Genomic DNA, 14,457 nt, shown 5'->3' with positions numbered 1-14,457 from the left:
TATCAAAACAAGCCCTGATGTTTGTGATGTTTGCCGTCTTTGCTGTATTCACATTCACTACATTACCTGCTTATTCTGCATCAAAAACCATACTCGTGCTCGGCGACAGTTTATCAGCCGAATATGGCCTGGCACGCGGCAAAGGCTGGGTAACACTGCTGGAACAAGGATTGCAGCAAAAAAAAATACCTGCCACAGTCATCAACGCCAGCATCAGTGGTGACACCACCAGTGGCGGCAAAGCCAGGTTAGGCACTCTGCTGGAAAAGCATCATCCAGATGTCGTCATTATAGAACTTGGTGGCAATGACGCCCTGCGTGGTCTATCACTTAAGGCCTCTGAAGATAATTTCAAGGCCATGATAGACATGGTGAAGGCGCAGCATAGTAAAGTTTTGTTGGCAGGAATGAGGATACCACCCAATTACGGGCCTGATTATTCTGAGCGCTTCTTTTCCATGTATGGAAAACTCGCGAAAGCCAACAAGATTGCACTAGTCCCGTTTCTGCTGGAAGGCATAGCAGAAAAAGAAAACCTGTTCCAGTCTGACCGTATTCACCCGATTGCAGAAGCGCATCCGGCCATACTCAATAATGTCTGGCCGCATTTGCTGCCACTGCTCGGCAAATAACGCCATGAAATATCCTGAACTACTGGATTTTCCAGAGGTATTCCAGCAAAGGTCAGAGTTTGACACTATTATCGACGTCCGTAGCCCGGCTGAGTTTGCCGAAGATCATATTGCTGGCGCCATCAATTGCCCGGTACTCAACAATGAAGAGCGCATCGTTGTTGGCACCATGTACAAGCAAGTAGGCTCATTTGAAGCCAAGCGCCTCGGAGCGGCCTTGGTGGCAAAAAACATAGGCCTGCATATAGAAAACCTGTTCCAGGACAAACCCCGCGACTGGAAACCATTGATTTATTGCTGGCGCGGCGGCAACCGCAGTGGTGCCATGGCACATATCTTTGCAAAAATAGGCTGGCCAGTAACGCAACTGAATGGTGGCTACAAAGCCTACCGGCAGTTTGTTAATCAAAGCATCAGTACAAAGCCAGCGGAGCTCAAATGGCAGGTTCTATGCGGCCCAACCGGTAGCGGTAAAAGCCGCTGTCTGCACACCCTCGCCGGACTGGGTGCGCAAGTTCTGGATCTGGAACAACTGGCGAATCATCGCGGCTCAGTATTGGGTGATATTCCCGGACGTACGCAAGCTTCACAGAAACAATTCGAGAGCCTGATTTTTGAGCAGCTACAGCGATTTGATCAGCAAAAAATGATTTTCGTTGAAGCAGAAAGCAAGAAAATCGGCAAACTGAGGGTGCCGGACAGCCTCATGCATGCCATGCGCGCCTCGTCCTGCGTGCAACTTTGCCTGCCCATGGAAAAACGTGTAGGGCTATTGGTAGAAGAATATGCGCACTTCATACGCAATTCAGAAAGCCTGGGGCAACAACTGGACTTTCTGACTCCTTTGCACGGCAAGGAAAAAATTTCCCGCTGGAGACAAATGGCAGAATGCGGCAAACTCACCGAGCTGGTTAAAGAACTGCTGGAACAACATTATGACCCTGCCTATAGCAAGTCAATTGCAAGGAACTTTGCAGGATATGCTAACGCAAGGCGAATAGTTCAAAACGATATAAACGAATCAGATTTTCTTGAATCTGCACACCATATATTGCCTCTGGCGAATCCAGGCATGAATGGCGTTTAAGCACAGCCGCTGGTTCAGCCATCAACATCATCGACGATTCTTTGTCCTTCATCTTCCAGGCCATCGAATTGGCGGTGATTGACCGCCCACCAGAATACCGCGCCTATGGCGAATACCAGCACCAGACTCAAGGGTATCAGCAAATAGAGAATATCCATAATTTCCTGCGTCAGCCTTTTTTAATCAGTCCTACATCAGTCCTGCATCAGATAGACGGGTTGCGGTAATAAATACAAACGCAGAGCATTTAACACAACGATCAGCGAGCTCAACGACATACCCAGTGCCGCATGCCAGGGTTCAAGCCAGCCGCACATGGCAGCAGGTATCGCCAGCAGATTATAAAACACAGCCCAGGCGAGATTTTCACGTATCAGCCTATAAGCCTTGGCAGCCACCGTCATGCCAAAATCCAGGTCCAGCAAGCGGTTCGACATCAACAATACGTCACTGCGTGATTGGGAAATGGGTGCGCCCTGCCCCATCGCCACCGACACGTCTGCCAGCGCCAGCACAGGCCCATCATTCATGCCATCACCAACCATGATTACGGTGGCACCATCGGCCTGGAGTTTTTGCACTATCTCATATTTACCCGAAGGACTGAGCCCTGAGTACGCTTCCTGAATATCACATTGCTCAGCAATTTTATTGACGACATCTTTCCTATCACCAGACAGGAGCAGGATTTTCTTGCCCTTGCCTTTCAGGTTCCTGATCGCTTCCGCCGCGTCGTCACGCAACATGTCATCGAGCGCAAACCAGATGAGATTACCTCGCCTGCTCGCCAGCACGCTCAGCGTGCGTCCGGTAAAGCACTCTGGAACACAGCTATCATGATCATGTACGCCACTGGCAAACTCCACACTACCGAGGCGATACACTTCATTTTCAAATTCAGCTTCTATGCCACCACCGGGGACTTCCCTGACTTTGACCAGGTCAACAATATCCTGAGGCACGGCATTTTGCGCAAGGTAGTCAGCTATCGCCCGGGCTACCGGATGCGCAGACTTGCAGGACAATGCCATCGCAATTGCGACGCTCCCGCCCTCTTCATTTGTATTTAGCATTTCCATGACCTGCAATTTGCCCATGGTCAATGTACCAGTTTTATCAAAGACGATATGTGTGGCATTCGCCATGGCTTGTATGGCTTTTGATTTCGCCATCAATACACCATTTTTTGCCAGAATACCGATGGCAGCCGACATGACACCGGGCGTTGCGAGGCTCAAGGCGCATGGGCAAGTCACGACGATGATACTGATGGCTATCCACAAGGCACGTCCAGCATCTATCTGCCACCAAACTATGCCGCTGACAAAAGCCAGCAAAAGGATGATGATCAAAAAGCGGCTGGCATGTTTGTCAGCCAGCAAAACCAGTGGCGGTTTTTCCAGCGATGCAGATTCCATCATACCTATCAGTGCTGACAATTGCGTCGCTCCACCCACCTCTTTTGCCTGCATCACCAGAGCACCGTGAATATTCACTGAACCCGCCAGCACATGGCTGCCCGTGGTTTTAGTGACTGGCAAAGACTCACCCGTCATCAAGGCTTCATCACAACTGCTGTCACCGCTGATCACCACGCCATCTGCAGGAATATGTTCGCCAGCAGCGACCATCAAATAATCACCTGCCTGCAAGGCAGACACATCAACAGCCTCAAGAGCCTGCTGTGGATAGGTCAGAAATCGTTGTGCCATTGATGGCGACAATTGCGTCAAAATTCGCAATGCCGCGGTAGTGCGTTTCTGTACTTTTGACTCGATCAGGCGTGCACCCAACAGAAGAAAAACAAACATGATGACCGAATCAAAATAGACGGCACCACCATGAAAAGTTGCCCAGATACTGGCGAAGAAAGTCAGCAGTATCCCCAAGGAAACTGGCACGTCCATACCTATATGGCGATTTTTCAAATCGCGCCAGGCAGAAGAAAAGAAAGGCAAGGCAGAGAATGCTATGACGGGTACTGCAATGATCATGCTGGCCAGCTTCAGCAGTTTATCGACATCTGGCGTCAAGTCACCGTCAATCTGAGGCACGGGCACCATGTAGGCTGGAAATGCATACATCATTACCTGCATCATGGCAAAACCGGCGATAAACAAGCGCCACAGGGCGCGCTTGTTTTCTTTTTGCTCCAGTTCATCTGGAGACTGACTGGCAGGTAAGGCACCGTATCCAAGATCGCTGATGGCAGCGAGGATGCGTTTTAGCGTCAGCAAATTGCTGTCCCAGGAAATATCGGCACGATGGCTTGCAGGATTGATTTTAAAAGATGCGACCCCTGCCAGTTGCCTGATGCGAAATTCTATCAATTGCACGCAGGCAGCACAGCGCATGCCAGAGAGGTTTAATTTCTCACTGACAAATTGTTGCTGCGGAGCAGTACCATGAAAGTCTGGTATCCCGTCGTCTGTATTTACCATGGCATCAACCGACCAGCGCCTGACTGGTTTTACTCTTCATATACTCATCCACCAGATTATTGTGCTCCACTGTACGCAACACCGCGAGACAGCCATGGCAACACACTGACTGCGTGCGACCATCAAAATGGGCTGTCAATGCATTGCTTTTGCGCATTTTTTGACCGCAATGAAAACAGTCTGTCTTTTCACCATCTTTGAAAGTGAATAGCAAGGTCTCAAATAGCGATGAAAATACAAATGCCATGGTGAATGTTCAAACCAGGAAAAGGACAAAACGAAGAATGAAAACGCCTTAATGAAAACACTTTGATACTACAGGAGAGAAAATTAAGACACTTGATTCAAATCAAGTAAGAGAAAGGAAAACAGACATAAAAAAACGGTAGCGTTGCACTACCGTTTCTTTTACTTCATGGATGCTGTTTGACTACTACTATAGCTAATGCCGCTAACTTGGCGAGGGTTCTTAGAAACCTCAGGTCCGTAAAAAACGGATGGGTGCTTCACAAATTGTAGGTCTATCCACTTCATTAATAACCGGCACACAAGACACCGGAGCTCAAATTCATTCCGCCTTGGATACAAAAAATATTTTGTATATCGACCTCCTTCTTTTGAACCAGTTACGCCCCTAATATATGCCAACTCAATAACGAGTGAAAGAAAAAAATAACTATGTATGCAGCCAACCAGATTAACAAAATCAACCAAACTAAATAGCAAATTTAGCGCATGCTAGGAGTATTTCCCTTTAATAAGGTAGTTGCCGCACTGGCACCTATAGAAGCACCAAATTTCTTTAAAACACGCTCAGGCAAACCTTCTTTTTGGGTGTAATCAACGATATTTTCTACCTTGACGACATCGCGTGCGACAGAATCCACAGAGCCAAAATCGTCTGCCAGGCCCATTTGCACGGCTTTGCTGCCTATCCAGAACAGGCCAGAAAACATTTCCGGCGTTTCTTTCAGGCGCTGACCACGGCCCGCACGCACGGTATCAATGAATTGCTGGTGGATTTCATTGAGCATGGCTTGGGAAAATGCTTTTTGTTTTTCTGTCTGCGGTGAAAATGGGTCCATGAAACCCTTGTTTTCACCTGCGGTCATGAGACGGCGCTCTACACCCAGTTTATCCATCAGGCCGGTGAAACCAAAACCATCCATGAGTACACCAATAGAACCAACCACACTGGCCTTATTGACGAAAATTTTATCGGCTGCAACGGCAATGTAATAGCCACCAGATGCGCAAATTTCATCCACTACGACATACAGTTTTTTCTCTGGATATTCTTTGCGCAATCTGCCCATTTCATCATTGATCATGCCAGCCTGCACTGGGCTGCCGCCGGGGCTATTGATGCGAATAACCACTGCCACAGAGCCAGGATCAGCAAAGGCCCGGTTCAACGCAGGTATCACGGTATGCGCGCTGCCCGAGCCTTCAGACTCTATGGTGCCGTCTATTTCTATCAGCGCGGTGTGATGTCCGAGGTTTTCCATTTCACCTGTTGCATAATCGCTGAAATAGTAAAACGCGAATATGACTACCGACAGAAATGCGAACCTGAAAAAAATACTCCAGCGTCGGCGCAGGCGCTGTTCACGTAATGAATCTGTCGCCAGCTTCTCCAGCAACTGACGCTCCCAGCCCGCTTCTTTTTTTTCGCTTTCCGCTACTGGCGAATTTGATAATTGCTCGTCCATGTTTTTTCCAGAAATCAGGCAATGACAGCTTGTATATAATCATCGGGATGCCAGTAAATCTGCCCGTCTTCTTCACTGACATTAATTTTTCGCAGACGACCACCGCGACAAGGGCCGCCGGTGCAATAGCCGGTATCTGGCTGGTAAATCGCACCATGGGTGGCGCACATGATGTAAAGACCGCTGGATTCCAGAAATTCGCCCGGGTTCCAGTCCAGTTCCACCGGCACATGGGCGCAGCGGTTCAGATAGCCATGGACTGCGCCATCATAGCGAATCACAAAGCCAACAGCGTCATCACTGCCGGCAGTGACCGGAAAGCGCACGCCCTTGCCACCTTCTATCAACTCATCTGACTTACATACAGAAATTGACTTCATCTTTATCTCTTCTTTACTGCTTATCTACCAATGTGATCAGGCATTTTCACGCAGCCATTCATGCAACTGCGCCACATCTTTTGCAGAAAACAGAGGCTGCATGTTTTGCAGGGCCAATACATCATGTGCGCCATACTCAACCGCAATCGCTGCAGCGCCAGCATTATTGGCCATCTGCAAGTCGTGGGTGGTGTCACCTATCATGACAGTGCGGCGCATATCCTGGCCCAGTTCACGCGTCAATTCTTGCAACATGGCAGGATGCGGCTTGGAAAATGTCTCGTCGGAACAACGGGTCGCATCAAACACTGAGGTCAGCTTGGCAGTATGCAAGGCGCGGCTCAGGCCAACCCGGCTCGCGCCTGTAGCCACCGCCAAAAAGTAACCCTCTTGTGCCAGTTCAGCCAACATTTCCCTGACACCTTTAAACAGAGGCAACTCATGGTCCCTGGTCAGGAAGTGATGACGGAAACGGTCAACCACCTTGGGATAGAGTTTGGGGTCTATGCCAGGCATGGCCACCTGTATTGCTTCGGGCAAGGCCAGGCCGATAACATAAGAAGCTATATCTTCTTTAGGAACTGGCAAGCCAAGGTCTTTCGCTGCGGACTGTATACACTTGACGATGGCAGCAGTGCTGTCCATCAAAGTGCCGTCCCAGTCAAATACAATTAAATCGAATTGCTTTTTTGCCATATATTCAATAAACGCGCAAGCATGAGCATGCGCGACATGTTTCTCATCAATAACGGTATCATACCATTACTAAAGCATTAAGACTTTTCCTGACCAGACCACTAAACCACTAAGCTAGGCTTTTCAGGAAATCTTCACATTCTTTTGGCAAGCCTGCATTCACCGTCACGGTCTTGCCCGTTTCTGGATGAACAAAGCTGATCTGGTGCGCATGCAGGAACATGCGTTTCAGTGCGCCACGCCCCTCGCCTGGCTTTAGCAAAGCACGGTTTAAAGAAAAATCGCCATATTTGTCATCGCCAGCAATAGCAAAACCACTGGCCGACAGATGAACGCGGATTTGGTGGGTACGCCCGGTTTTGAGTTCGGCTTCAAGCAAGGCGAAATCACGATATTTTTTCTGCAAAGTAAATACCGTATGCGATGCCATACCATCAGCCTGCACCCGCACACGGCGCTCACCTTCCGCCGTTGTGTATTTATGCAAAGCCAGTTTGACATGCTGGCGGGCATTCTTCCAGTCGCCATGCACCAGGGTCAGATAACGCTTGTCCGTAACACCATCACGCATTTGTTCGTGTAAATTTGTTAATGCGCTGCGTTTTTTTGCCAGCAAGAGTATTCCTGAGGTTTCCCTGTCCAGCCTGTGCACCAGTTCCAGGAACTTGGCATCTGGCCTGGAAGCACGCAATTGTTCAATGACGCCATAACTGATGCCTGAGCCACCATGCACTGCCACGCCAGCCGGTTTGTTAATTATCAATAAATGATTATCTTCAAACAGGATGGGAAATTCTTGCTTGGGTGCGGTCTGTTCTGTGGGTTCTGCCATGCGGATTGGCGGGATACGCACAACATCACCCTCCACCAGACGGTACAACTGGTCTATGCGCCCCTTGTTGACACGCACCTCGCCAGAGCGCAAAACCCGGTAAACATGGCTTTTTGGCACGCCTTTACAAATGCGCAGCAAGAAATTATCGATGCGCTGTCCCGCCTCTTCTTCCGAGATCGTGAGCATCTGAACTTTGGGTTGGGAGGCCGAAGGCTGCTGAGGGGGAGTCTTTTCCATCTGAATTTGATGTGCTCCCCTATTAATTGTCGCTAAGTCCTTCATTTTGAATATATAATCATTTTCGCTTCAGCATTTTGTGCTTTAGCAGTGTAAGAGGAATAAACGCCTATTTTACACAGGGGCATGTCCATAAGCCTCGCCTGTTTGCAAATTTGATGGAAAAGATGTGTATGCAGCGTCATTTGCAGGTCAAGGTAGCAGCCAATTGTTGTTATCGGGCATAGACAAATGAAGTTGGATCAGAGAGTTTGAATTGTAAGGATATTAGTCTGGCAAGAGGCGCGGGTTTAAATATGAACCTGTGAGCTTGCCGGTTGATGGTTGAGGTAATAGGGTCGATTCCGCCAGACACAACACAATAAGATGGTCTGGCACCAAAGTTGCGCATCGCCTGGCGTTGTACTTGCTTGTTCAATCAATAAGCAAGTCAGTCAACGCGGGGGACATGTGCACTCGAACTTGATTTACCCTGACTGTCCGCGCCCAACGCAAAACAGATGGCCGTATTGCCATATCATCAGTTCTATTTGGATTTTCATGGCCATATAGACTCCGCCCTGTTTTGCTTCAGGCATTTCCCTCCCCCTCAAACACTCCGTTCCCGCGTACATCCCGTATCAGTACAGTTGCCCCTTCAATGGATGGCAACACAAGATGACCACCAGGTCACGGAGTAAAAACATGAAACGTATGCTGTTCAACGCGACGCAGCAAGAAGAGTTGCGCGTTGCCATTGTCAATGGGCAAAAGCTGATTGACATTGATATCGAGACTGCCGGTCGCGAACTGCGCAAGTCCAATATCTACAAAGGCGTGATCACTCGTATCGAGCCTTCCCTTGAAGCCTGTTTCGTCAACTACGGCGAAGAACGTCACGGTTTCCTCCCCTTCAAAGAAGTTGCCCGCACCTATTTCAAAGAAGGTGTAGACGTACGCAATGCCTCCATTAAAGAAGCGCTGCGCGAAGGCCAGGAAATCATGGTCCAGGTTGAAAAAGAAGAACGTGGCAACAAGGGCGCAGCCCTGACCTCGTTCATTTCCCTTGCAGGCCGCTATCTGGTGTTGATGCCTAACAACCCGCGTGGTGGTGGTGTTTCCCGCCGCGTTGAAGGTGAAGATCGCCAGGAATTGCGCGAAACCATGGACAAACTGGACTTGCCAGGCGGCATGTCTGTGATTGCCCGTACTGCAGGCATAGGCCGCAATGTCGATGAATTGCAATGGGATTTGAATTACCTGATGCAACTCTGGCGTGCGATTGAAGGTGCTGGCAAATCTTCTCCTGGCGCTTTCCTGATTTATCAAGAATCTTCCCTGGTCATCCGCGCCATCCGCGATTATTTCCAGCCTGACATTGGTGAAATCCTCATCGATACCGATGAAATCTACGAACAAGCTCAGCAGTTCATGAGCCACGTGATGCCAGACATGGTGCATCGCGTTAAACGTTATAGCGATGATGTCCCGCTGTTCTCACGTTTCCAGATCGAACACCAGATCGAAACTGCGTATTCCCGTACCGTACCACTGCCATCCGGCGGCGCGATCGTTATCGATCACACTGAAGCCCTGGTATCTGTGGACGTCAACTCGGCCCGCTCCACCCGTGGTGGCGATATCGAGACAACCGCTTTCAATACCAATCTGGAAGCAGCTGAAGAAGTAGCCCGTCAATTGCGTTTGCGTGACTTGGGTGGTTTGATCGTGATCGATTTTATCGACATGGAAAACGCCAAGAACCAGCGCGAAGTTGAAACCCGCCTCAAAGATGCCCTGCGCTATGACCGCGCACGTGTACAAATGGGCAAGATTTCCCGCTTTGGCCTGATGGAATTGTCACGTCAGCGCCTGCGCCCTTCGCTGTCCGAAGGCAGCCATGTGACTTGCCCACGTTGCAACGGCACTGGCCATATCCGTGATACCGAATCTTCTGCCCTGCAAGTCCTGCGCATTATTCAGGAAGAGGCCATGAAGGAAAATTCAGCAGCGATCCACGTCCAGGTACCTGTCGATGTTGCCGCTTTCCTGCTGAATGAAAAACGTGGTGAAATCCTGAAGATAGAAACGCGTCACCGCGTGACTGTCATCCTGATCCCGAACAAGCATCTGGAAACCCCGCATTACAAACTGGATCGTCTGAAAACAGATGATCCGCGCCTCGAAGACCACCACGCCAGCTATGCCATGGCTGAGCAAGCTGACACCGACATAGGCTATAGCAAACGTCAAAAAGAAGACGTCAAGCCACGTCAGGAAGCCGTAGTCAAGAGCATCACGCCTGAAACTGCACCTATCGTTGAACGCAAAGAAGTGGCACCAGTGGTTGTTGCACCAGTTGCAGCCCCGGCAGAACCTGGCTTCTTTGGCAAACTGTTTGGCTTCCTGTTCGGCAAATCTGAGCCAGCAGCTCAGGTAGAAGCACCAAAACCAGCAGAAGAAAAATCAGCCGAACGTGACCGCAATGCCCGCGGCCCACGCAATGGCAATAACACCAGCCAGCGCAACCGCAATCGCCGCAACCGTGACCGTGACGAACGCGAAGACCGTCCAGCGAAAACAGATAAGGCAGAAAAAGCTGAAAAACCAGAGCAGGAAGCAGCCAAACCGGTAGCAGCGGAAAATCCACGCCCACCCAAAGCACCTAAGCCACCACGTGAAGAACGTGAATCCCAGGAAACCCGCCGCGAACGTCAACAGCGTCAACGCGACGAGCGTAAGGAAAACCAGGCTCAGGACAGCAAGGAAGAACCTATCCACAAGCATGTAGATCCAGTGCCTGTTGATGTCATGCCTGCCGCACCACAACTGGAAGCACTGGAATCCGGTGCCGAAAACGACAATAGCGAGCAAGGCGAAGAGCGCCGTCGCCGTCGTCGTCGTGGTGGCCGCAACCGTAACCGCCGCGACCGTGATGGTAACGAGCAAGTCAATGAGCAAGGCGAATTGCCAATTGACAGCAGCGAAGCAATCGACGCCAATACTGACAATGATGTCGCCGCAGTAAACACTGTGGTCACTCCTGCAGTTGCAACGCCAGTAGCGCCTGACAACTCGGTCAACCATGTTGCGGAAGCCATCCAGCCTGCGAGCTTTACTGAAACGGTGAGTGCAGCAGCATCTGCGCCAACTCCAGTGACAAGCGCGCCGGTTTATGTGGCTGATGCCGTAGTTGATACAGCTGTTGCACCTGCGGCACCTGCAGCACCTGCTATTACGACACTGGTAGCAGTTGTTGCACCACAAGAAGTCATCAGCGCACCAGCAGTTGTTGCCTCTACTGAAGTTCCTGAAGCCCCTATAGTGACTGCTCCAGCAGAAGCAAGCGCAGCTGATGCTCCTGTAGCGGTAGCTGCACCTGAAGTCATTGCAACTGAGCCAGCACCAGCTCCTGAGGCAATCTCTCCTCCGGCGGAAGTTATCCCTCAAGCTGCAGTAGTTGAAGTAGCGCCAGCTCAGGTAGTTGCTGCACCGGTAGTCAATACGCCAGCAGCAAAACCACTGGATGCGACCATGCCTTTGGAATCCTTGCATAGCATGCTGAAAGATGCTGGATTGGAGTTAGCCAGCACCGACCCAGTGAAACTGCAAGCAGCCAAAGCAGAAGCAGAAAAACTGGTTGCACCGGCACGTGTTCCTCGCGAACGCAAACCACTGCCAGTTGTTGCTGATGAACCATTGGTGATGGTGGAAACACGCCACTCATGATATGAGCAAATGACCCGTAGTAAGTCTTTTGTACGGGTTTAAGAAAAAACCGGCTTTCTTTTTGATCGCCGGTTTTTTTTATGAGCTTCACCCGATAAATGGTAATTACTGGCAGAATATTCGTCCGCAAGATATAGAAAGTATTACCCTTGCCTGATCACGAAATTTCACTGAAAGCTGCATTCCTGTACTGGCTCAAGCTGGGATTCATCAGCTTTGGTGGACCAGCAGGGCAAATTGCATTGATGCATGCAGAGCTTGTGGAAAAACGTCGCTGGATATCTGAAGCGCGTTTTTTACATGCCTTGAATTACTGCATGCTCTTGCCTGGGCCTGAGGCGACGCAGTTGGCCATTTACATAGGCTGGCTGATGCACAAGACTAGGGGCGGCATCATGGCTGGCTTGCTCTTTGTCTTGCCCGGGCTTTTGATATTGATCCTGCTGTCCTGGATATATATGGTTGCTGGTGACAATACTGCAGTCCAAGCAATCATGAGTGGCATCAAGCCTGCCGTAGTCGCGATAGTTCTGGCTGCCGCCTGGCGCATCGCGCAGCGTACCTTGAAGACCAGTGTATTGATTGCCGTTGCGATCGCGGCCTTTATTGCCATCGCCTGGTTACATCTGCCCTTTCCTCTCGTGATCATAGCAGCGGCATGTACCGGTCTGCTATTTCGCAGACACTGCAATCCCGTAAAATCAGCCCATGGTCACACTGCACATCCGCATCTGCCGGCCATCATTGATGACAACACACCCACACCCGTGCACGCACGCTTTTCCTGGTTAAAACTCTTCATCACCTTAAGCCTGGGGATACTGCTAGCTATCGCAGTGTGGCTGTTGCTGGCATTTAGTTTTGGCCTGCCCCATCCCTTGACTGATATGGCTAGTTTTTTTACCAAGGCAGCCATGTTCAGTTTTGGCGGTGCCTATGCAGTGTTGCCTTATATGATGCAGGCAGCAGTTGAGCAATATCATTGGTTAAGCACAGCACAAATGATGGATGGCCTGGCACTGGGTGAAACCACGCCAGGCCCCTTGATCATGATCGTTGCTTTTGTCGGTTTTATTGGCGGCTGGAGCCAGGCATTTTTAGGAGGAGATCCTCTACTACTGGCGGCAAGTCTGGCAGCCAGCGTTGCCTGTTTTTTCACTTTCCTACCCTCTTTTATTTTCATTCTGGCAGGTGGCCCACTGGTTGAATCCAGTCGAAATAATTTGCATTTGAATGCGCCTCTGAATGCCATTTCAGCAGCAGTAGTGGGCGTCATAGTCAGCCTGGCCTGGCTATTTGCCAGCCATGTCTTTTTCAAAGATGCGGCAAGCCTGGATATTCAAGCCATTATACTCACTGCCCTCGCCGGCATTGCAGTTTTCAAATTCAAGCTATCCACCGTCAAGCTGCTGGCAGCTTGCGCCTGTGCCGGATACATTCTGTCTCTGTTGGTTTAAATTCAATACTGGCCTGCGCAGTCACATGAGATTCCAAGTCGTGCTATTGTTCTTTATTAAGCATAAAAATTACCAGCTCCAGCCATGACGGAAAAATTTATTCCGCTATCAGCACTAACACGCTTCCGCCCTGCATTGTCTGTTCCAGAAGTACTAACAACACCCGATGGTCAATTGCAGGATGCCTTGTCACGTCCCTTGCATGATCTGCGTATTTCCGTCACAGACCGCTGCAATTTTCGCTGTGTTTACTGCATGCCCAAAGAAGTCTTTGATAAAGACTACCAGTACCTGCCGCATAAATCCCTGCTGAGCTTTGAAGAAATTACCCGTGTCGCCAGCATATTTGTTGCACACGGTGTCAGGAAAATACGTCTGACTGGCGGTGAACCCTTATTACGCAAACATCTGGAACACCTCATAGAAATGCTGGCCAGGCTACGCACTGTCGATGGTAAACCGCTTGATCTGACGCTGACAACCAATGGTTCATTACTGGCCCGCAAGGCGCAAAGCTTGAAAGATGCAGGTCTGACGCGGGTCACCGTGTCGCTGGACGCACTGGACAATGCCATTTTCCAGCGCATGAATGATGTCGATTTTTCAGTGAATGAAGTGCTGGAAGGCATAGCAGCAGCGGAAGCCGCCGGCCTGGGACCTGTCAAGGTTAACATGGTCGTCAAGGCAGGCTTGAATGACCATGAAATCGTGCCCATGGCCCGCTATTTCAGGGACACGCCACATATCCTCAGGTTCATAGAATATATGGACGTAGGAGCCTCCAACGGCTGGAAACTCGATGAAGTCATCCCTTCCTCGCAGGTCGTGCAACGCATACAGGATGCCGGTATGCCCCTGCTTGCCCTGAATGCCAACTATACGGGTGAAACAGCCACACGCTGGCGTCATGCGAAAAGTCAGGATGGCCAGGGTGAACTGGGATTCATTTCCAGCGTAACCGGAGCTTTTTGCCGCGACTGCAGCAGGGCCAGGCTCTCAACTGAAGGCAAGCTTTACACCTGCCTGTTTGCCAGCCACGGACATGATTTGCGCACCCTGTTGCGCGATCCTCAGCAACTACCGGATCTGGCAATTGCGAATGTCATCGCCCATATCTGGCAACAACGCACTGACCGCTACTCTGAATTGCGCAGCCAGAATACTGCTGGCCAACAACGAAAGAAGATAGAAATGTCTTACATAGGCGGCTGATAACAGTATCATAAGTACTTTAGATTTCAGCAAGTCGATTTCAGTGTCAAATTCAAGCAC

Annotated in this window: 12 protein-coding genes; 5 read left to right on the top strand and 7 right to left on the bottom strand. The window is 50.1% G+C overall.

Annotated elements, in window-relative coordinates; genetic code table 11:
• Nucleotides 1-26: 26 nt before the first annotated feature.
• Both ACO0LL_RS11805 and mnmH read left to right on the top strand, forming a co-directional pair.
• On the top strand, nucleotides 27-632 hold the full coding sequence (locus tag ACO0LL_RS11805) for an arylesterase (RefSeq protein ID WP_422951106.1): 606 nt from the start codon (nucleotides 27-29) through the stop codon (nucleotides 630-632).
• A gap of 4 nt (nucleotides 633-636) precedes the next feature.
• Entirely contained in the window at nucleotides 637-1,719 is a 1,083-nt protein-coding gene (gene mnmH / locus ACO0LL_RS11800) for a tRNA 2-selenouridine(34) synthase MnmH (RefSeq protein WP_422951060.1), read from the top strand.
• Between the two features lie 14 nt (nucleotides 1,720-1,733).
• Here the strand turns inward: mnmH and ccoS are convergent, their stop codons facing one another.
• From ccoS to ACO0LL_RS11765, 7 genes are all read right to left on the bottom strand, one after another.
• A complete protein-coding gene (ccoS, locus tag ACO0LL_RS11795) occupies nucleotides 1,734-1,877 on the bottom strand; it encodes a cbb3-type cytochrome oxidase assembly protein CcoS (RefSeq protein ID WP_162041624.1) in 144 nt (47 codons plus the stop codon).
• 36 nt (nucleotides 1,878-1,913) lie between these two features.
• Nucleotides 1,914-4,160 (bottom strand): heavy metal translocating P-type ATPase, encoded by a 2,247-nt coding sequence (locus tag ACO0LL_RS11790; RefSeq protein WP_422951059.1) that lies wholly within the window; start codon nucleotides 4,158-4,160, stop codon nucleotides 1,914-1,916.
• Between the two features lie 4 nt (nucleotides 4,161-4,164).
• A complete protein-coding gene (locus tag ACO0LL_RS11785; protein WP_422951058.1) occupies nucleotides 4,165-4,407 on the bottom strand; it encodes a heavy metal translocating P-type ATPase metal-binding domain-containing protein in 243 nt (80 codons plus the stop codon).
• A 481-nt stretch (nucleotides 4,408-4,888) separates the two neighbouring features.
• Nucleotides 4,889-5,872 carry a S49 family peptidase gene (locus ACO0LL_RS11780; RefSeq protein WP_422951057.1) on the bottom strand — a complete coding sequence of 328 codons (984 nt, stop codon included), beginning with the start codon at nucleotides 5,870-5,872 and terminating at the stop codon, nucleotides 4,889-4,891.
• Nucleotides 5,873-5,886: 14 nt separating this feature from the next.
• Entirely contained in the window at nucleotides 5,887-6,252 is a 366-nt protein-coding gene (locus tag ACO0LL_RS11775) for a Rieske (2Fe-2S) protein (RefSeq protein ID WP_422951056.1), read from the bottom strand.
• Between the two features lie 36 nt (nucleotides 6,253-6,288).
• Entirely contained in the window at nucleotides 6,289-6,948 is a 660-nt protein-coding gene (locus ACO0LL_RS11770; protein ID WP_422951055.1) for an HAD-IIIA family hydrolase, read from the bottom strand.
• Between the two features lie 109 nt (nucleotides 6,949-7,057).
• The gene (locus ACO0LL_RS11765; protein WP_422951054.1) at nucleotides 7,058-8,065 is read right to left on the bottom strand and encodes an RluA family pseudouridine synthase; all 1,008 of its coding nucleotides are present in this window, start codon (nucleotides 8,063-8,065) and stop codon (nucleotides 7,058-7,060) included.
• A 639-nt stretch (nucleotides 8,066-8,704) separates the two neighbouring features.
• Here ACO0LL_RS11765 and ACO0LL_RS11760 point away from each other — a divergent pair.
• From ACO0LL_RS11760 to moaA, 3 genes are all read left to right on the top strand, one after another.
• Complete coding sequence (locus ACO0LL_RS11760) at nucleotides 8,705-11,728, top strand: Rne/Rng family ribonuclease (protein WP_422951053.1); 3,024 nt, start codon at nucleotides 8,705-8,707, stop codon at nucleotides 11,726-11,728.
• Between the two features lie 149 nt (nucleotides 11,729-11,877).
• The gene (gene chrA, locus ACO0LL_RS11755) at nucleotides 11,878-13,185 is read left to right on the top strand and encodes a chromate efflux transporter (protein WP_422951052.1); all 1,308 of its coding nucleotides are present in this window, start codon (nucleotides 11,878-11,880) and stop codon (nucleotides 13,183-13,185) included.
• Between the two features lie 84 nt (nucleotides 13,186-13,269).
• On the top strand, nucleotides 13,270-14,397 hold the full coding sequence (moaA, locus tag ACO0LL_RS11750; protein ID WP_422951051.1) for a GTP 3',8-cyclase MoaA: 1,128 nt from the start codon (nucleotides 13,270-13,272) through the stop codon (nucleotides 14,395-14,397).
• Nucleotides 14,398-14,457 lie beyond the last annotated feature (60 nt).

Source organism: Undibacterium sp. TC4M20W (genome assembly GCF_049340245.1).
GTDB lineage: Bacteria > Pseudomonadota > Gammaproteobacteria > Burkholderiales > Burkholderiaceae_D > Undibacterium.
The sequence above is the reverse complement of the archived record's forward strand: the minus strand, read 5'-3'. Positions and strand labels throughout refer to the sequence as shown.